The 19,016-nt window shown below is 42.9% G+C and carries 22 protein-coding genes; 12 read left to right on the top strand and 10 right to left on the bottom strand.

Going from position 1 to position 19,016, the window contains the following annotated elements; translation table 11 throughout:
- Position 1 precedes the first annotated feature (1 nt).
- The 11 genes from ccoN (at position 2) to L0P88_RS05210 (ending at position 10,583) form a co-directional block, all read left to right on the top strand.
- Positions 2 to 2,203 (top strand): cytochrome-c oxidase, cbb3-type subunit I, encoded by a 2,202-nt coding sequence (gene ccoN, locus L0P88_RS05260; protein WP_247133567.1) that lies wholly within the window; start codon positions 2 to 4, stop codon positions 2,201 to 2,203.
- A 4-nt stretch (positions 2,204 to 2,207) separates the two neighbouring features.
- Positions 2,208 to 2,393 (top strand): CcoQ/FixQ family Cbb3-type cytochrome c oxidase assembly chaperone, encoded by a 186-nt coding sequence (locus L0P88_RS05255; RefSeq protein WP_247133566.1) that lies wholly within the window; start codon positions 2,208 to 2,210, stop codon positions 2,391 to 2,393.
- A gap of 8 nt (positions 2,394 to 2,401) precedes the next feature.
- Positions 2,402 to 3,346: a cbb3-type cytochrome c oxidase N-terminal domain-containing protein gene (locus L0P88_RS05250; protein ID WP_158776844.1), complete on the top strand. Its 945-nt coding sequence runs from the start codon at positions 2,402 to 2,404 to the stop codon at positions 3,344 to 3,346.
- Positions 3,347 to 3,406: 60 nt separating this feature from the next.
- Positions 3,407 to 4,816, top strand: coding sequence for a cytochrome c oxidase accessory protein CcoG (gene ccoG / locus L0P88_RS05245; RefSeq protein ID WP_247133565.1), 1,410 nt, complete (start codon positions 3,407 to 3,409; stop codon positions 4,814 to 4,816).
- A gap of 90 nt (positions 4,817 to 4,906) precedes the next feature.
- Positions 4,907 to 5,353 carry a FixH family protein gene (locus L0P88_RS05240; protein WP_247133564.1) on the top strand — a complete coding sequence of 149 codons (447 nt, stop codon included), beginning with the start codon at positions 4,907 to 4,909 and terminating at the stop codon, positions 5,351 to 5,353.
- Position 5,354: 1 nt separating this feature from the next.
- A complete protein-coding gene (locus tag L0P88_RS05235) occupies positions 5,355 to 6,065 on the top strand; it encodes a sulfite exporter TauE/SafE family protein (RefSeq protein ID WP_247133563.1) in 711 nt (236 codons plus the stop codon).
- A 105-nt stretch (positions 6,066 to 6,170) separates the two neighbouring features.
- Entirely contained in the window at positions 6,171 to 7,445 is a 1,275-nt protein-coding gene (locus L0P88_RS05230) for an acetyl-CoA hydrolase/transferase family protein (RefSeq protein WP_247133562.1), read from the top strand.
- A gap of 21 nt (positions 7,446 to 7,466) precedes the next feature.
- The gene (locus L0P88_RS05225) at positions 7,467 to 9,008 is read left to right on the top strand and encodes a pyruvate kinase (protein WP_247133561.1); all 1,542 of its coding nucleotides are present in this window, start codon (positions 7,467 to 7,469) and stop codon (positions 9,006 to 9,008) included.
- Positions 8,975 to 9,478 carry a ClbS/DfsB family four-helix bundle protein gene (locus L0P88_RS05220; protein ID WP_247133560.1) on the top strand — a complete coding sequence of 168 codons (504 nt, stop codon included), beginning with the start codon at positions 8,975 to 8,977 and terminating at the stop codon, positions 9,476 to 9,478. The genes L0P88_RS05225 and L0P88_RS05220 overlap by 34 nt, the downstream gene beginning before the upstream one ends.
- A gap of 8 nt (positions 9,479 to 9,486) precedes the next feature.
- Positions 9,487 to 9,765: a hypothetical protein gene (locus tag L0P88_RS05215; RefSeq protein ID WP_247133559.1), complete on the top strand. Its 279-nt coding sequence runs from the start codon at positions 9,487 to 9,489 to the stop codon at positions 9,763 to 9,765.
- The gene (locus tag L0P88_RS05210; RefSeq protein WP_247133558.1) at positions 9,753 to 10,583 is read left to right on the top strand and encodes a hypothetical protein; all 831 of its coding nucleotides are present in this window, start codon (positions 9,753 to 9,755) and stop codon (positions 10,581 to 10,583) included. The genes L0P88_RS05215 and L0P88_RS05210 overlap by 13 nt, the downstream gene beginning before the upstream one ends.
- 86 nt (positions 10,584 to 10,669) lie before the next feature.
- On the opposite strand, the gene L0P88_RS05205 is transcribed toward L0P88_RS05210, so the two are convergent.
- From L0P88_RS05205 to L0P88_RS05160, 10 genes are all read right to left on the bottom strand, one after another.
- Positions 10,670 to 11,089, bottom strand: coding sequence for a CBS domain-containing protein (locus L0P88_RS05205; RefSeq protein WP_158776851.1), 420 nt, complete (start codon positions 11,087 to 11,089; stop codon positions 10,670 to 10,672).
- A 99-nt stretch (positions 11,090 to 11,188) separates the two neighbouring features.
- Positions 11,189 to 11,971, bottom strand: a complete 783-nt coding sequence (locus tag L0P88_RS05200) for an ABC transporter permease (RefSeq protein WP_247133557.1) — start codon at positions 11,969 to 11,971, stop codon at positions 11,189 to 11,191.
- Positions 11,964 to 12,674, bottom strand: a complete 711-nt coding sequence (locus L0P88_RS05195) for an ABC transporter ATP-binding protein (protein WP_247133556.1) — start codon at positions 12,672 to 12,674, stop codon at positions 11,964 to 11,966. Before L0P88_RS05195 ends, L0P88_RS05200 begins: the two co-directional genes overlap by 8 nt.
- Positions 12,671 to 13,909: a nitrous oxide reductase family maturation protein NosD gene (locus L0P88_RS05190; protein WP_247133555.1), complete on the bottom strand. Its 1,239-nt coding sequence runs from the start codon at positions 13,907 to 13,909 to the stop codon at positions 12,671 to 12,673. The genes L0P88_RS05195 and L0P88_RS05190 overlap by 4 nt, the downstream gene beginning before the upstream one ends.
- Positions 13,909 to 14,208, bottom strand: a complete 300-nt coding sequence (locus L0P88_RS05185) for a cupin domain-containing protein (RefSeq protein ID WP_158776855.1) — start codon at positions 14,206 to 14,208, stop codon at positions 13,909 to 13,911. The genes L0P88_RS05190 and L0P88_RS05185 overlap by 1 nt, the downstream gene beginning before the upstream one ends.
- Before the next feature lie 18 nt (positions 14,209 to 14,226).
- Complete coding sequence (locus L0P88_RS05180; RefSeq protein WP_247133554.1) at positions 14,227 to 14,655, bottom strand: nitrous oxide reductase accessory protein NosL; 429 nt, start codon at positions 14,653 to 14,655, stop codon at positions 14,227 to 14,229.
- Positions 14,652 to 15,296 carry a hypothetical protein gene (locus tag L0P88_RS05175; protein ID WP_247133553.1) on the bottom strand — a complete coding sequence of 215 codons (645 nt, stop codon included), beginning with the start codon at positions 15,294 to 15,296 and terminating at the stop codon, positions 14,652 to 14,654. The genes L0P88_RS05180 and L0P88_RS05175 overlap by 4 nt, the downstream gene beginning before the upstream one ends.
- A gap of 71 nt (positions 15,297 to 15,367) precedes the next feature.
- Positions 15,368 to 17,329 carry a Sec-dependent nitrous-oxide reductase gene (nosZ, locus tag L0P88_RS05170; RefSeq protein ID WP_247133552.1) on the bottom strand — a complete coding sequence of 654 codons (1,962 nt, stop codon included), beginning with the start codon at positions 17,327 to 17,329 and terminating at the stop codon, positions 15,368 to 15,370.
- Positions 17,330 to 17,360: 31 nt separating this feature from the next.
- On the bottom strand, positions 17,361 to 17,948 hold the full coding sequence (locus L0P88_RS05165; protein WP_247133551.1) for a fasciclin domain-containing protein: 588 nt from the start codon (positions 17,946 to 17,948) through the stop codon (positions 17,361 to 17,363).
- Between the two features lie 12 nt (positions 17,949 to 17,960).
- Positions 17,961 to 18,467, bottom strand: a complete 507-nt coding sequence (locus tag L0P88_RS05160; RefSeq protein ID WP_247133550.1) for a c-type cytochrome — start codon at positions 18,465 to 18,467, stop codon at positions 17,961 to 17,963.
- Between the two features lie 114 nt (positions 18,468 to 18,581).
- On the opposite strand from L0P88_RS05160, the gene L0P88_RS05155 reads away from it, so the two are divergent.
- The gene (locus tag L0P88_RS05155; protein ID WP_247133549.1) at positions 18,582 to 19,013 is read left to right on the top strand and encodes an RrF2 family transcriptional regulator; all 432 of its coding nucleotides are present in this window, start codon (positions 18,582 to 18,584) and stop codon (positions 19,011 to 19,013) included.
- Positions 19,014 to 19,016: the final 3 nt, after the last annotated feature.

Here is a 19,016-nt window from a genome sequence, read left to right as displayed (position 1 = left end):
TATGGAAGTACAGCAATTTCACTACGATAATAAAATCGTACAAAAATTTCTCTATGCCACGATGCTATGGGGAGTTGTGGGAATGGTGGTAGGCCTTTTATTGGCCTTCATGTTCTTGTTTCCCAACCTGACCGACGGTATTTCGTGGCTAAGTTTTGGGCGTCTTCGTCCATTGCATACCAATGCCGTGATTTTTGCTTTTGTGGGCAACGCCATTTTTGCCGGGGTATATTACTCCTTGCAGCGATTGCTAAAGGCAAGGATGTTCAGTGATGCGCTGAGCAACATCAATTTTTGGGGTTGGCAGCTCATTATTGTGTCGGCCGCAATTACCCTTCCTTTAGGGATTACCACCTCAAAAGAATACGCAGAGTTGGAATGGCCCATAGATATTGCCATTGCGTTGATTTGGGTTGTTTTTGGCTGGAACATGATCGGTACGATCCTCAAACGGAGACAACGCCATTTATATGTGGCCATTTGGTTTTATATAGCCACTTTTGTCACGGTGGCGGTACTGCATATTTTCAATAGCCTGGAATTGCCGGTGGCTGCCTTAAAAAGTTATTCAGTGTACGCCGGGGTCCAGGATGCCTTGGTTCAGTGGTGGTATGGGCATAATGCCGTGGCCTTCTTTTTAACCACTCCATTCTTGGGCCTCATGTATTACTTTGTGCCCAAGGCCGCAAACAGGCCGGTATATTCCTATAGATTATCCATTGTCCACTTTTGGTCCTTGATATTTATTTATATCTGGGCAGGACCGCACCATTTGTTGTACTCCTCATTGCCGGATTGGGCCCAAAATCTTGGGGTTGTATTTTCCGTAATGCTTATTGCACCTTCCTGGGGTGGTATGATCAATGGACTGTTGACCCTTAGAGGTGTTTGGGACAAGGTGCGGAGTGATGCTACATTGAAGTTCATGGTAGTAGCCATTACCGGTTATGGTATGGCCACTTTTGAAGGACCCATGCTTTCCCTAAAAAATGTAAATGCCATTGCCCACTTTAGTGACTGGGTCATTGCCCACGTACATGTTGGTGCCTTGGCATGGAATGGCTTCCTCACCTTTGGTATGATTTACTATTTGGTGCCAAAGATGTTCAAGACCACCTTATATTCCAAGGGGCTGGCCAACCTTCATTTTTGGATAGGTACTTTGGGCATCGTGTTGTATGCTTTGCCCATGTACGTTGCCGGTTTTACCCAAGCACTCATGTGGAAAGAGTTTAATCCAGATGGAACTTTGGTATACGGTAACTTCCTGGAAACAGTACAACAGATCATCCCCATGTATTGGATGCGTGCCATTGGAGGTACCCTATTTATTGTGGGAATGTTGATCATGGTATACAATGTTATCGTGACCATCAGAAAAGGAAGTGCGGTTGAGGATGAGTTGGCAGAGGCCCCAGCCTTGACAAGGGTCACCGGTAGAAGGACCGCAGGGGAAACCTTCCACACCTGGTTGGAAAGAAGACCGGTTCAATTGACCATTTTGGCCACAGTGGCCATATTGATTGGAGGGATCGTCCAGATTATCCCAACCTTATTGGTAAAATCCAATATCCCCACCATTACAAGTGTTAAGCCCTATACTCCATTGGAGTTGGAAGGACGTGACCTCTATATCCGTGAAGGATGTGTGGGTTGTCACTCCCAAATGATCCGGCCCTTCCGAAGTGAAGTGGAACGTTATGGCGAGTATGCCAAAGCAGGTGAGTTTGTTTACGATCATCCTTTCCTTTGGGGAAGTAAGCGTACGGGACCTGATTTACTCCGGGTAGGAGGAAAGTATTCGGACAACTGGCATTTGAACCATATGTACGATCCGCAAAGTACTTCCGCAGGATCGATTATGCCCGCCTATCAATGGTTGGTGAAAAATAAGCACGATAGAAGTGGTGTTGAAGCCAAAATGAATGCAATGGTGACCTTGGGCGTTCCTTACACGGATGAGGACATTACCAATGCACAGCAATCAATGGCAGAACAGGCACTTCAAATAGAGAAAAACCTTTATAGCGATCCGGAATTTGTAAGGACCTACGAGGCGGATAAAAAGTATGCCCAGGAAAATGGGGAGGAGTTTGTGGAAATGCGCGATCGCGAGATTGTTTCCTTGATTGCCTATCTGCAAAGATTGGGTACGGATATTAAAGTAAAGGACAACGACGGTTTACTGTCAGAAAACAAATAAAGCGATGTTGAAGTTTGTAAAAAGCCATATGGAAAGTATCGATGGGATTGCAACCTATCCCATGATATCACTATTGATATTCTTTGTGTTCTTCACCCTGCTTTTTTGGTGGGTGTTTACCGCAAGCAAATCCCATATTAAGGAAATGGGCGAACTGCCCTTGGATAATGACCAACCAACCAATAAATAAAGAAAGTTATGATGTCTAGAACACCTTGGTGGATACGAATCCCAGTATTGTTTTTCATCGTCTTCGGATTGATGGAGTACTTCATTGATTCCGGTGACAAACCGGCCATCATTGAATATCCGATCACCCAGTTTTTTATGCTGATGGTCCTATTGATTTTGATAGCCATCGAAGTCATTTTAAAATCCATAGAAAACGTCATGTTCCAAACCCTGTCCGCCGATGCGCAAGAGCGATATCTGGAGGCAAAGAATAGGAAAGTGGAGTTCAAATGGCTGGACAACATCTACAAGAGATTAACGAGGAGTCGCTCCATTGAAAAGGAAGGAGAGATCATTTTGGATCACAATTACGATGGTATTCGGGAATTGGACAATGTATTGCCCCCATGGTGGGTCTATATGTTCTATGTAACCATCATCTTTGGATTGGTCTACCTGGTACGTTTCCATATTGTTGGGGACTATACCCAGGCGATAGAGTATGAAAATGAGGTGGCCGAGGCCAAAATCGCAATTGAGGAATACAAGAAGACAGCAAAGAATTTGGTGGATGTGAATACCGTGGAAGTGCTTACGGATGCCTCGGATTTATCGGCAGGTGAGAAGATCTTCACGGCGAATTGTGTGGTTTGCCATATGGCAGATGGTGGAGGAGGTATTGGTCCAAACCTTACTGATGAGTATTGGATTTTGGGTGGGGGCATAAAAAATGTGTTCCGTACCATTTCGGAAGGAGGACGTGACGGTAAGGGGATGGTCGCATGGAAAAATAGCTTAAAGCCCGTGGAAATGGCCCAGGTGGCAAGCTATCTATTACAATTCCAAGGGACCACACCGGCAAATCCAAAAGCACCGGAAGGGGAAATTTGGGTGGACCCGGATGCACCTTCCGAACCGGAAGAAGCGCCAGCGGAACAGGCACAGGATTCCACTATAGTGGCAATGAATTAAAAACAAGGGTTCCCTCCCTAAAAATGGGAGTGCAACAAATAGTGGTCTGATATAAGGGCTATGGAAGAAAATTTTAGGGATTCAATAGGAACTATTACCGCAGATGGGAAAAGGGCTTGGGTGTATCCTAAAAAGCCTAGCGGCAGATTTTTGGAGTATCGCAAATACGTCAGCTATGGCTTGCTCTTGTTTCTTTTTGCAGCCCCTTTTGTAAAAATCAATGGAAATCAGTTTTTGATGTTCAATGTTTTGGAACGTCGATTTAACATCTTTGGTTTCCCATTTTGGCCCCAGGATTTTCATCTGTTTGTGATCTCCATGATTTTAGGGGTAATTTTTATTGCCCTTTTTACAGTGGCCTTTGGCAGGATTTTTTGTGGTTGGATCTGTCCGCAAACCATTTTTATGGAAATGGTGTTCCGTAGGATAGAGTATTGGATAGATGGTGACCGTGGTGCCCAGATGCGTTTGCAAAAGGCGCCCTGGACCACCAAGAAGATTAGAAAACGGGTGTTGAAATGGACCATTTTCTTCATCATATCCTTTTTAATTGCGAATATCTTTTTGGCCTATTTAATAGGCAGTGACCGTTTGTTGCAATATATCGTTGATGGGCCTTTGGCGCATTTGGGAACCATAATTCCATTGCTCATCTTCACAGCGGTCTTCTATTTTGTTTTTGCTTGGTTCCGTGAACAGGTGTGTATAATCGCCTGTCCATATGGAAGATTGCAAGGGGTGCTTTTGGATGATAGGTCCATTGTTGTGGCCTATGACCATAAAAGGGGAGAAGGACCAAGCGGAAGGAAAAAGTTTAGAAAGAATGAAGACCGGGAGGCCCTTGGACATGGGGATTGCATAGATTGTTTCCAATGTGTGCACGTATGTCCTACGGGAATTGATATTAGGAATGGAACCCAGTTGGAGTGCGTAAACTGTACGGCTTGTATTGATGAGTGTGACCATATTATGGAAAGTATCAATAGGCCCAAAGGATTGATTCGCTATGCCAGTGAACGTGAAATCACCCACAACGAGAAGTTTAGGTTTACGGCAAGGATGAAAGGCTATGCGGCGGTATTGACCATTTTGGTCGGGGTGCTCGTTGGGATGCTGTTCCTCCGTAATGATTTGGAAGCAAATATTTTTAGATTGCCCGGACAGCTTTATGAAAGAAAGGCAAACAATATGATCAGCAATGTCTATACCTATAAGTTGGTGAACAAGACTACTGAGACTATTGAAAATGTAAGTTTTAAGCTCCTTTCACATAATGGGAACATCAATATGGTATCCACCGATACTTTTAAAGTACCGGCCCAGGATTTGGCAGAAGGGACTTTATTTATTGAAATAAACAATGCTGCCCTAACAGGGGACAAGGATAAGTTGGAAATTGGCGTGTACAGTGGGGGTGAATTGATTGAAACCACCGTTACCCAATTTTTGGCACCTAGAAGCTATAATTGAAATTTTAAGCTAATGGTTAAAAGGGAGTAGTATTGATTCTAATTATAAATGTGGTTTTTAACCATTAACTATTAACTAATAACTAAGTATATGAAATTTAACTGGGGGACAGGAATCGTTTTGGCATTCGTTGCTTTTATCTCCTTTATTATGTATTTCGTAATACGAATGAATACGGATAATAGGACGGATCATGAATTGGTCACCAAGGATTACTACAAGCAGGAACTCGCTTATCAGAAAGAAATTGATGCGGAAAAAAATGCAGCAGAACTTGATGAGGAACTCAGCGTACGTAAATCTGAGGATGGTTTGCTTATTACGTTCCCCAAAAACTTTAACCCTAAAAATGTCACTGGTAAAGTGTCCCTATACCGACCGTCGAACAGGCATTTGGATTTTAACTTTCCAATAAGTTTATCCAACACACATTTGCTCATACCTGACAATCGCCTCGTAGACGGTCGATGGGACATTGCCATTGAATGGCATTATAAAGGTAAAACCTTTTTGCACAAACAAAAGCTAACGTATTAATATGCTCCTTTCCGCCTTGGCACTTGGGTTTTTAGGTAGTTTGCACTGTTTGGGAATGTGTGGTCCAATAGCGTTTATGCTCCCCTTGGATCGGAAAAATAAACAACGAAAGCTATTTCAGTTATTTGTTTATCATTTTGGCAGATTGGTTTCCTATGGACTATTGGGTTTGGCATTTGGTTTTGTGGGTAAAGGGCTTCAGTTGTTCGGAGTGCAACAAAAGCTCTCCATTGCCATCGGGGCAATTATGATTTTATTGGTCCTTGTTCCTTCTCGGCTCCTTAAAGGATTCCATCCAACAAGACCCATTTATGGCCTTTTGAACAGCGTAAAATCAAAATTGGGGGAAGCATTAAAAAGGCGTTCTCCAGATACATTTTTGACCATTGGTTTCCTTAACGGATTCCTGCCCTGTGGATTGGTCTATGTTGCACTTTTTGGGGCAATTGCCCTGGGCAGCCCCATACAGGGAAGCCTCTATATGGTATTGTTTGGAATAGGCACGATTCCGCTGATGACATCGGCCGTATTTGCCAGTGGCCTTTTTGGTACAAAGGCGAAGTCAAAAATAAAGAAGTTGGTTCCAGTTTTTGTGGTGGTCATTGGGTTCATGTTCATCGTTAGGGGTTTGGGTCTTGGAATACCATACCTATCCCCCAAACCGGTAACACAAGAGATGGTGTCCACAGATTTGGAATGTCACCAACCATAGAAGTTCTTTTGGATAATAACAATTTTCTTAAGCATGAATGAAAATTTTTGTGGATTTCCATAAGGTTTTTGATTGTGCTTAGGGAAACAAAAAAATAAAAACAAAATGCGAATCACAACAGCTGAAGAAGTTGTAAAACTGGTAAAATCGGGTGATAGGGTGTTCTTGCAAGGAGCAGCGATGACCCCAAATGAATTGATCGATGCTTTATGCGATAGGTATCAAGAGTTGGAAGATGTTGAAATGGTTTCCATCCATACGGAAGGAGGGGCCAAATATACCCAAGAGCCCTATAACCAGACATTTCATTTGAACTCCTGTTTTGTGGGAGGCAATGTTCGAAAAAGCGTAAATACCCCAAAAGCCGGTTATGTTCCCGTTTTTTTGAGTGAAATACACCGATTGTTTTATGATGGATATTTACCAATAGATGTGGCTTTTGTACAAGTTTCCCCGCCGGATAAGCATGGCTATTGTTCCCTTGGTGTTTCCGTGGACGTGGCATTACCTGCAGTGCGTTCCGGAAAGACCATTGTGGCCCAGATCAACCCCTCTGTTCCCCGAACCCATGGTACCGGTATTGTCCATGTAGATGAAATAACACTGGCGTGTGAAGTGGATAGACCTATCCATGAGCATCCACCAACACCAATATTCGATATCGAAAAACAGATTGGAAAAAACGTTGCCAATCTCATAGAGGATGGCGCCACGCTTCAAATGGGTATTGGAAATATCCCGGACGCGGTATTGTCCAATTTAGGTAACCATAAGGATTTGGGCATCCATACGGAACTGTTTTCAGATGGGGTATTGCCCCTTTTGGAAAGCGGAGTGATTACCGGTAATGAAAAAAGGGTAAAAAAGGGTAAGATTGTAAGCTGTTTTGCGGCAGGTTCAAGAAAATTATATGATTTTATTGATGACAATCCAATTTGTGATTTTAGGGATGCAGCCTATACCAATGATACCGCACGAATCCGGAGAAACCCGAAAGTAACTGCTATTAACAGTGCCATAGAAATTGACATTACCGGGCAAGTATGTGCAGATACTATTGGTAGCTACCAGTTTTCCGGGGTTGGAGGCCAAATGGATTTTATAAGGGGCGCCGCACTATCACCAGGAGGTAAACCGATTTTTGCCCTTTCATCGGCTACAAAAAAGGGGATGTCCAAAATTGTACCAATCCTTAAATCCGGAGCCGGAGTGACCACTACACGGGCCCATGTCCATTATGTGGCCACGGAACACGGCGTGGTGAACTTGTTTGGAAAGAACTTACAGCAACGGGCCAAGGCAATGATTTCCATTGCCCACCCAGACCATCAAGAAATGCTGGAAAAGGCGGCCTATGAAAGGTTTAATGGATCTTTTTAAGGTGTAAGAAATGATTTGAAGATGAAGATTGAGCAATTAGTGGAGGAATTGGGCTGTGTCCAAAGGGCCATCTTATACGGGCAATCAAAGATTGATTTGCCAAAAGGAGGTCTTCACGGGGACTATGTCCAAAGTGCTGCCAATCTTTTTCACTATTTGGTCCTGCGTAGTTTTGACCTACGACCCTATCAAGATGCATTGTCGGAACTTGGGCTTTCGTCCATACGTACTGCCGAGGGGTATGTTCTGCAGAATTTGAACAATGTCATTCACAATCTTCAACGAATATCCGGTAGCCATATTGAGGTTGATTTCAGTGAAGAGTCCTTTGGATATCAGGAAAGTAGAAATCTACTCAACAGGCACATAGAAAGTCTATTTGGCTCCACTGAAGAAAATGCGAAGACCAAGGTTATGGTCACACTTCCCACGGCGGCAGCCTTTGATGTAACCATTGTTCGGCAGATGGCGGAAAATGGAATGGATGTGGCCCGAATCAATTTGGGACATGATAATGAAACCATCTGGGAGGCCATGGTCCATAATGTTCGGACCGTATCAAAAAGTTTGGGGAAATCCATTAAGATCTACATGGACTTGGCAGGGCCCAAAATTCGCACGGGAGGTATTTCCCTTTCCAATAAAAAAGGGAAGGGAAAGGGAAGCAAGAAAATGGTCCTTCGGCAGGGGGAACGTCTTATTTTGACCAAACTGCCCATTTCCGTCCCCACTTCCAAATTCAACAAAAAAGGAAAACAGGTCAGGGTGGCCGAACTCAATGTTTCCCTACCGCAAATCATAGATGATGTAAGGCTTGGGGATCCAATTTTGTTTGATGATGGCATGATCAAAGGGCTGGTTGTCGATAAGGATGAGGATAGCATAACCATAGAGATAGTGAAGTGTTTTAAGCCTAAGTTAGGCTTACAAAAAGGGATTAACCTTCCTCATACAAAATTGAACCTTCCGGCCCTTACTGAAAATGATATGTCCGTATTGCCATTTGCCTGTGGGCATGCGGACATTTTAGGGTACTCCTTTGTACGAAGCGACAGTGATGTTCAAATCCTCTATGATGAATTGGATGCCCTCAATGCAAAAGATATTGGGGTAGTATTCAAAATAGAAAACCAGGAGGCATTTGAAAACTTTCCCAGTATTTTGATCAAGGGAATGGAACGCAATAAAATTGGCGTGATGATTGCCCGTGGCGACTTAGCCGTGGAAATGGGTTTTGAACGTATTTCCGAGGTGCAGAAAGAGTTACTTTGGATATGTGAAGCGGCCCATATTCCTGTTATTTGGGCTACCCAGGTTTTGGAAACATTGGCCAAAAATGGAATTCCCACAAGGGCAGAAATCAGTGATGCGGCGGAAGGAGCGAGGGCGGAATGTGTTATGCTCAACAAAGGACCGCATATTAACCAGGCAATTGCTACCTTACGGGCCATTTTGGATAAAATGGATGGACATATGTCCAAAAAGAAAGAATCATTAAGAGCATTGAATGTTGCAAAAAAGTATATGGAATGGCGAGACCAGGAAGTAAGTCAGATTTATTAGTTCAAGCTAAGGAAAACTATGAGAAGTTGATGGATTTTGTTGACGGCTTTTCCAAGGAAGAGCTGGAACGGGATTTTCCGGATGGAACCTTGAATATGAATGTTAAGGATGTACTGGCCCGCTTGCACAGCTGGCACTTATTGCTCTTGGATTGGTATACCATTGGCATGTCCGGGGAAGAACCGGATATGCCCGCGAAAGGTTACACCTGGAGGATGTTGCCCGAATTGAACGGGCAGATACAACAACGATACTCCAAAGTTAGTATGGACGACATCAAAGGGCTATTGCGGATATCCTATAAGACCGTATACAAAATCATTGAAGCCCATACGGATGAGGATCTTTTTACAAAAAAGAAATATCACTGGACGGGATCTACTTCTTTGGCGGCATATGTGATTTCAGCCACTTGTAGTCATTACGATTGGGGTTATAAATTGATCAAGAGTGGATTAAACGAACTCTAAATCTTAGGATGCAGGATGAAAAGGTTTTGGTTCTGGGGGGATATGGAGGCGTAGGGAAATCACTTTGCCATAATCTTTTGCGGTATACGGATTGCCAACTGGGCATAGGTGGAAGGAACGCCACACGGGCCAAGGAACTCATAATTCGGCTTCAGAACGAATTTCCCGGCACCAGGGTAGATTACATCCCTTGGACGCCAAAAAACGCAATAGCCTCACAGAACCCTTTAAATGGGCAGATTTGGTCATCGTTGCCGCTACTGTTCCGGACCTTATGGAAAATATAGCCGATGCTGCGGTAAATTGTAAGACGCACCTAATTGATATTTTGGTGCGGGGGGATGTGGCCGGGATATTGGGGAAATACAATGGGAAATTTCTCGAAAATCAGCGGTTTTGTATTACACAGGCCGGATTTCATCCAGGAATCATAGCGCCCTTGATCCGATTGCCCAAAACCCATTTTGATTCCTACGAAGAGGCAAATGTGGGCCTTGCCATGGATGCCGTTTTTGGGAAACCCCAATCCACATATGAAATCATAGATGAAGTAATGGATGGAAACCCGAAAACTTTAGAAAATGGGGTTTGGCAGAAGGCAACTCATCGGGATTCAAAAAGCTTTCAATTTGATTCTTTTGGGAGAAAAATGTGTTTTCCCATGAGGATGCAGGAGGTATATGGCCTGGAAAAGGAATTGGGATTGGGTCGTATGGGGGTTTATGCGTCCGGTTTTAGCAGTTTTATAGACAATTTTGTATTTCCTTTGGCCGTTGTCCTGGGAAAACTGAGCAAAAAAATAAGTCGGCAACTATGTGGATGGCTTCTGTTCAAAGGCGCAAATAACGAGGTTGGGGAGGAAGCCAAGGCAGAAATTAAACTCCATGCCAAGGGAAAAGTGAAGGGAAGGCCAGAAAATTATGAAGTGTCCGTTTTTGCCAAAAACAGTTTTGACCTTACTGCTTTGTGTGTTGTAGCGTGCTTAAAACAGGTTTTCAATACACCTGGTTTACCTGGGGTCCATTTAATGGGAAATGTTGTGGACGAACGGCAGTTGTTCAAGGATTTAAAGGATTTTGGAATTGAAATCGGGTACAGCATATAAAAAGAGGAGGCTTTTTCCAAAACCTCCTCTCTTTCACCAAATCAAAGTTCAAACCAACCACCATCATCAAAAGTGGCGATGAATATCTAATACATTTCCAATAGGTATCGAATTAAATCTGTCGTAGTAACAATCCCAACCAGCTTGCCGTCATCCACTACCGGTAGTGCATGAAACTCCTTTTGTGCCAAAAACTGAGCGACTTCCTTAACGGTAGCATTAGGGGTGACGCTAACCACATCCTTGACCATTACCTGTTCAATGCTGAACATATTGTATACCATAGTGTCCACTTCATACTCGTCATCATCAATGGCATCGGCAAAACTGATCCGCATTAAATCCGTGTAGCTCAATATACCCAAGATCGTACCATCCCTTACTACGGGAATATGCCGTATACGATGCTTTTTAAATAGCTCTTCAGCGGTTACTAAATCATCTTTGGTACTCAAGGTGACCACATTGGTGGTCATTATTTGGGATATTGGAACATGTTTTTTCATGACAGTTAGCTTTTTAATTCTTATATGAAGTTACGTGTACTTCCTTTGGATTAACATGATAAAAGTCAGTCTTTTGGATAATATTTATGATGAATTACATCAAAAGTCCTTTCGACTCGCCTTGTATTTTAGACGAAGGATAGGGATAAGCGTCCAAAGTACAAGAACAAGCATGGAGACCCAGAAACCTAGTTGTGTTCCAAAAAATCTTTTGAAAATGGCACCTGTGTACCCCAATAATGCAGAAATGTCCAATTTCAATAAAATCAAGGTCCTGGAAAGGTCTATGGGATTTAGTGTGGTGGCGACCATGGAAAAGGTGTCCAAGGGATATTCTTCAAAAACAATGAGGGACAACAAAAAGATACCGTCATAAATAACGGCCATAAACAGCCAGAGTAAAACTGCATATCCAAAACCCTTGATTTTATTCTCATTGGAAATGGCGATATTAAAGGCCAATCCGGTAAAGATCAAAGTAAGGAATACACCAACCCCCAAAAGGAGTGAAAAATCAAAAATGGCATTGCTTCGCAGTAATCCATAGGCCATAAATGGAACGCCAAGGCCAACGGCCAAACTTAGGGATAGGGAACCCGCCACACCAAAGTACTGACCAAGGAAAATGTGCGAACGTTTAATGGGCTGCGCCAATAACAGTTCCGTAAATTCTTTGGAATTATAATAGTACATGGTTCCAAATATGGTCCCAATTAGCGGTACCAGGACAATGATAATGTTCATTAGGGTGATTACTGCCTTTGACAAGTCGCTATTGAGGAACAACAGTACAAAACCGAGGGCCAAATAGAAGAGAAAGTAAATGTAGCTCCAACGGCTCCGCACCAAATCGTAAAAACTGTATTTCAATACTTTACCCATCTTGTTCCGTTTTGGTCAATTCCGCAATGGCATGCTCCACATTTTGCTGGTTGGTTACTTTTTTTAAGGCGGCAATGGTTCCCTTAAAATATATTGTACCTTCCAAAAGATAGACTATCTCGTCCGCTACTTCTTCTACAAACTGCATGACATGGGAAGTAATAAGTAACGTTTTTCCGTTGGCCTTTTCCTTGGAAATAAGTTCCTTTAGTTTAATGAGGGCATTGGGATCCAATCCGGTATTGGGTTCGTCCAAAATAAGTAATTGGCTATTGAACATAAAGGCAAGGACCAGATTTACCTTCTGTTTGGTACCACCGGATAAGTTGGACAGCTTTTTGTCCAAATGGGGTTGCAGGGAAAACGTTGTAATCAACAGTTCCTCATTTCCTTCATCGTTCCTAAGGTCCTTGATCATTTTTATGAGTTCCCTCACCTTCAAGTTTCCTGGGAAATTTGCAATTTGTGGGAGGTAGTCTATTTGTTTTCGGTATTTCCATCCTTTTTCTATGGGTTTGCCAAGAACTTCTATTTTGCCCTTGTCTGGAAGTACCATACCCAAAATACTTTTGATCAAAGTGGTTTTTCCCGAGCCGTTGGGTCCTAAAATAGCATATATCCTTCCAGGTTCAATGGTAAGGTCAAGCCCTTTTAACACCTCATTTTTACCAAACTTTTTGTGCAAATCGGTAATCTGTATCATTGGCGTTTTTTCATCAAAGGTTGGGCGTCCTCTAAATTATCCGGAGTGAATACCGGGGACACTTTTTCCGAAAAATCAATAATGTCCATAAATAGACTCCTTAGCAGGACAATGGTCTCTGGGGTTTTATTGGCAATATAAGAAAACAGTTTTACCGGACGATAGGGAACATCCCCTGTGCCATCCCTATCCAAATCGTATCCCGTATAATCACTCCAATAATTGGATCGAAATTCATTGTCGTTCAATTTGCTGTTATAGGAAACGTCAAAAGAATTGTTCATAAAGTTATTGCCCGTAAATATATTGGTATAGCACGCCCCAATAACTCGAATGGCCCAACCGTTTTTTATGAAATCATTGTCTTTATAGGTAATTCTGTTCGATCCCTCAATACTGATGGCTACGGTGTTTTCCTCAAATGTATTGTTTTGAATGTCTGCATCATTGATCTCCTTTAACAGCATTCCATATGCGGCAGGCCCCCAATTTTTTCTAAAAGTGTTGTTTTGCATACTTATGTTCCTTGAAAACATGACGGCTACGCCCGCACCGTTTTCCTCAAAGGTGTTCTGGGAATACACGTCATTGTCCGAAAACATGAAATGTAGGCCGTAACGAAGGTTTTTGGTACTGGTGTTCTTTGTAATGGTAATATTATCTGAAAACTCCAGATAGATACCATCACGGGTACCTTGTACATGGTTATGGCTTACATCCACATAATGCGAATACCACAGTTGAATGCCATTGCCCGAGTTGTATTCATCTTTGGCATCTCCAATAATCTTATTGTGGTACACTTTGCCATTTGAGGATTTTTCCAAATAGATTCCGAAGAACAACTTTTCCAATACCACATTCTGAATGGTGAAATGTTCACTTTTGGTTACCCGTATGGCGGCAAAATCAGTCGTGTAGCTCACCCCAACATTAATGATAAATAGGCCGTCCACGGTTACATTGTCCGAAATAATCTTTATGATCTCCCCCTTTTTTTGGCCATCCACTATGGGATAGCCCTCCCCTTTTAAGGTCAAAGGTTTGTCAATAAGGATATCAAACTCGTAATAGGTTCCTTTTTTAACTAGAACGGTATCATAATCCTTGGCCAGGGCTATGGCCCCTTTAATGGATTTTACCGGGCAGGATTCACATACTTCTACGGTCTTGGCCGCAACGCCCCAAGTAAATAATAGGAAAAACCCAAACGCCAAGTAAAGGGATTTTCTCATTAACGAATAATAAGGAATTTGGAGTCTTCCAAAGCTTCTACCCAATGCGGTATGTTCTTGGGAAAACTAAATTCTTGTTGTTCCATCAGGTTTATGGGATTTCCCTCGATATAAAAGGTGATTTTACCTTCCATAACAATCAAATGGGCATCTTCATGGGATTTATGTGTGGGGAAAACGGCATTTTTGGCAATACTGATGCTCAACACTTCAAAACGACTACTTTTTACCAGTTGCTTGACCTGTACACCTTCAAAGGACTGATTGGCAATGGTATTATTTACATTGATGGTATACATGGATGTATTTTTAAAAGGTTACTTTCTAAACCTGGCCCTGAGTTCTTCCCAAGTAAAGATTTCCCCCTCATGTTCCTTCTGTGCCTTTTGGGCTTCCTCCAAGGTCTTGAAAGCCGTTAAATATTCCCCCATGGGACTCGGAATGCCTTCACTGATCAAAAACGTTGCCTTGGTGGCATCCATTAAATCCTCTGGGTCATGATAGGTATTGGTCAAAAGAAGGCCCATTTTCTGTGCTTCAACCTCGTTAAGGTGGTTTAACATACACTCGATGGCATCAAAGTTGAACACCTTTCCCTTTTTGGTGACCAGTTGGGAGGCATGTTGCTTATCCACAATGGTCATGCTACAAAAATGACAGGACGTTTCCCCGTAAATAATGGGCTTTGGGCCAATGGAGCACCCCAGGACAAAGAGCAACAGAAAATAGACGATCCCTTTTTTCATGTAGTGGCCATTTTTTTGGTCAGTGATTTTGTTGTTTTAGTACTGGTTTTACCCCCAATATATCCCGCAAAGAGGGTCAGGCACATACCTATAAACATTAAATACGCTCCTAACCTGGGATAGGAATAGGCATCAAAATTCAGCATTTTTTTATGACCCAACAGGGGAGGTTTGTAACTCATTGGGGTACCATCCGGATTTTGAAGTTTCATGATTGCATTGGGGTCTAGGTTTGTCCCATAATCCACCATCCAAGCATTAAAATCATACATACCCAAGATACCTAAAATGGTCATGACCACAAACCAGCCAAAAAACCAGGAAGGACCAAGTTTATCCACGAATCCCAGAAGACCAATTAGAATACCTATTGCTGCCATTCCGCCAATGACAATGGGAAACACGGTGAATTCCCACATATCTTCCGGCTTTGGAAGCGTTTTCATGCCGATATAGTGGTTAAGCCCATCTATGTTTTGGATATCAAACTCACTTTGACCCTGTAATCCATCAATATGGATATTTAGACCTAAAGGTTCAGGGTATTGTGGTGCTCCAAGCTCAATGTTCCACAAGGGAAAAACAAAGAGACCCAGCAACAAAGCTGAACCTATCATCATCAACACACTTGCTTTTTTCATTCTTTTGAATTTAAAAGCGGGCCGGGCCAATGGCACCAGACCCGCTTCTTCTTTATTGGTTAGTTGTTGTGTTATTCACCACCCAGTGACCATGAAAGATCAATATTGGAATTGGCCGGGGAAACCCTTACGTAACCTTGCATTTCCTGGTGAAGGGCCGAACAAAAATCCGTGCAATAAAATGGCCACACACCAACTTGTTTGGGTTCCCAAACCGAAGTTTTGGTCTGTCCGGGCATAATCAATAGCTCGGAAGTATTCTGTCCAATAATTGAGAATCCATGGGGAACATCAAAGTCCTGCTCATGGTTCGTAATATGGAAATACACCTTATCGCCAACTTTAATGCCTTCTATATTATCCGGGGTAAAGTGGCTGCGGATGGTACTCATATACACGTGTACCTCGTTACCATTACGCTCTACCCTGGCCTCTGAAGGATTGGTGACCGCATAAGGGTGTTTGTTTTCGTCCAGGCGATAGATTTTCTTGGATTTGGATGCCAATAATTCTGCCGGACATCCTGCTGCATAGTGTGGCTCCCCATGTGTTGGGAAATCATAGATCAACTCCATTTTTTCGCCCGATATGTCATAAATCTGTGCGGAGTGCTCCATTTCCGGACCTGTGGGCAGATAACGATCTTTGGTGATTTTGTTCATGGCCACCACATATTTACCAAATGGTTTACGTGAGTTTCCACCGGGAATCATTAAATGGCCCACTGAATAAAATGTTGGTTTTCTATCCACTACATCCCAAGTTTCCAATCTCCATTTCACCACTTCGGAAGAAATGAAGAACGTGGTGTAGGCATTTCCCCGCGCATCAAATTCGGTGTGTAATGGGCCTAAACCTCCACTTTTTACAATACCGGCCATGACATCATCAAAACTCAAAATGGGAATGCCATACGCTTCACCATCAAATTTTTTGCCTTCAATGGCAGCAAGCATTTTGGTAAAGGAATGAACGGTTAAATCGGCCGAAAGCTTACCGGAACCAATAATGTATTCACCGGAAGGATCAACATCGCACCCGTGGGGGGATTTTGGAGTGGGTAAGAAAAACACTGCATCCGGAACTTTGGTGGGGTCAACGGTAACGACCTCTTTTTTCATTGTTGAAGTTCCCGTATGGGTTTCATGGCTATAGATATTATGTGCATAGTTGGTAGCCATTTTCTCCCCGCCACCGTTATTCACATATTCTTCAATCTTTTTCCAGTTAATGGCAGCTATAAAATCCTTGTCATTTTGGGAGGAGTTAACTTCCATTAAGGTATTTGCCTCCTCGGTATTGTAGGTGCTAAAGAAGTGCCATCCATGTGATTTTCCACGGCCGGGGTGGGAAAGGTCGTAATTGAAACCTGGCATTAATACCTGAAATTTCAAATCCAGGCGGCCGGTTTCCGGATCTACACTTATAAAACTAAGCGCACCTTTAAAGTTTCCCTTGTACTCATTAATGGGCATATCCCGTTGTGGAACAGGTACGGCGAAGCGCGTTCCTGCGATAACATACTCTGTATTTTCGGTAATAAATGCCGAACTATGGTTACCACCACTATTGGGTATTTCAATAATTTCCTCGGTTTCAAAAGTTTCCAAACTTATACGGGCGATACGTGGGGTATTGTTACCGTTTACAAAAACCCATCGACCATCCAACTCCCCGTTGGTTTGGGAAATATCGGGGTGGTGCAAATCGTCCCAAGGTACAAACCCAAAAGAGGTATTCAACATGGGTTTGGTCTCTTCAGAATATCCATATCCCGAAGTTGGGAACTGGGAGAACACTGGAATTTCCTTGAACATACGTCCAGAGGGAAGTCCATAAACCGTCAAGTTTCCGCTATATCCCCCTGAAAGGAAGGCATAGAACTCATCTTGTTCACCCGGTGCAACATACACCTTTTCGGCGGCGGATGATGCCAGGGCACCACTGGTATTTGGACCAGCGGCCTGATTACAGCCCATATAAAGTAGGGTTGCACCCAAAAGACCGCCAATAACATAATAGATTTTTTTCATTGTCTTATTGTATTTATTGGTATTTAGCTATTTACTCTTCGGAAGGTGGTAGGATAACCTTATCCACTACGTGTACAATTCCATTTCCGCCACTAACACTGCCAAGAATTTTGGCCCCACCCACATAAACGTCTTCACCTTTAACCTCAATTAGTGCATCCTGGCCATTGGCTTGCCCAAGCTTTTTGAATTTTTTCAAAAATTCCTTTGAATAGTTGCCCGGGGTTACATGATGCTTTAAAATGTTGGCCAGTGCATCCTTGTTTTCGGGTTTTAGGAGGTTTTCCACCGTCCCTTCGGGCAGGGCGGCAAAGGCATCATTGGTTGGTGCAAACACCATTAAGGGTCCGGCATTAACAAGGGCATTCTCCAGATCGGCAGCTTGCACGGCAGCCACCAAAGTAGTGTGGTCCTGTGAACCAATGGCAATTTGCAGGACATTGGGAGTCGATTCATCGTTCTCTATAAATGCCTGCCCCTGTTCCTTTTTGGTTTCTATACCCACACCCTCCGTTGAATTGGAGGATTTATCGGTCTTGTTTGCGGAATTACAACCCACTGCCAAAAAAAGCAGTAGCAGCGGATAAACCAAAAATTTAAGTCGGGTCGTTGCTTTCATATGATAAAAAATTTAGAGTGTTCTAAAAAATTCCAGGAGGGAACGGGTTTGTTCCACGGTAAGGTTTTGGTTGGACATGGCGGCGCCGTTGAATTCCACCAACAAATCCTTGGCACAACGGTCCTCCTCAACCATGAGCTGGGGATCCAGGATCATGTTCATTACCCATTCAGGACTCCTGCGTTCCAAAATGCCCTGCATTTTTGGACCAATAAAACGCTTGTCCGTTCTATGGCAGGCCGTACAATTGGTCTTGAAGAGTTCACCGCCCGCATTTGCCATGGCCTGGTCTATTTCCGGGTCCAAGGTAATGTCCTTGATCTGCCCAACCCCTTTGTTGTCCAGGGTTATGCGTTGGGAGGCAGGAACATCGTTGGTTTCAGGAGTACTTTGTTCTACTTTTTCGGGAGATTTTTTCCTATTTACACTAAAACCTTCTTCTTTTTTTTCCGTTTTACCTCCACATCCAACAAGGATTAAAGCAAACAAGCAAGCTAAAATTGAAATATTGATTTTCATGGGCGGGATTTTTAAGAATTGCCCAAAAATAATGGTGGTTATTTATGAAAAATATGATTTATGTCATATAAAGGATAAAAATGTCTTTTAATCTTTACATTTGGAAAAAGTATTATGCTCTCGAATTCTTCCAAATATGCCCTAAAAGGGGTTTTATACCTAGCGGTCAATGCCAGCGAATCCAAAAAAATTCTTGCAAAGGATGTTGCAAAACCAATTAATGCCCCTACGGCGTACACGGCCAAGTTGCTTCAGGAATTGGGAAGACATGGGATTGTTTCTTCGGTCAAAGGGCCATATGGTGGTTTTTATTTGACCGAAGAAAATATGGAAACCCAATTGATCAAAATTGTTGACGTAATTGATGGGGAACAACGCCTACGGTCCTGTATGTTGAGTATAGCCGAATGCGATGAAGAGAATCCATGTCCCCTTCATCATTTGATTGGGGATATTAAGAACATCTTCATCAAGAATTTGGAGGAAACCACAATTTCCCAAATGGTCACCGAGATAGGCAAAGGAAAATGCGTATTACCATTATAGTAT

The sequence above is a fragment of the Muricauda sp. SCSIO 64092 genome (genome assembly GCF_023016285.1).
In the GTDB taxonomy this organism is placed as follows: Bacteria; Bacteroidota; Bacteroidia; order Flavobacteriales; family Flavobacteriaceae; genus Croceivirga.
Note: the sequence above shows the minus strand (reverse complement) of the source record. Positions and strands in the feature narration are given on the sequence as shown.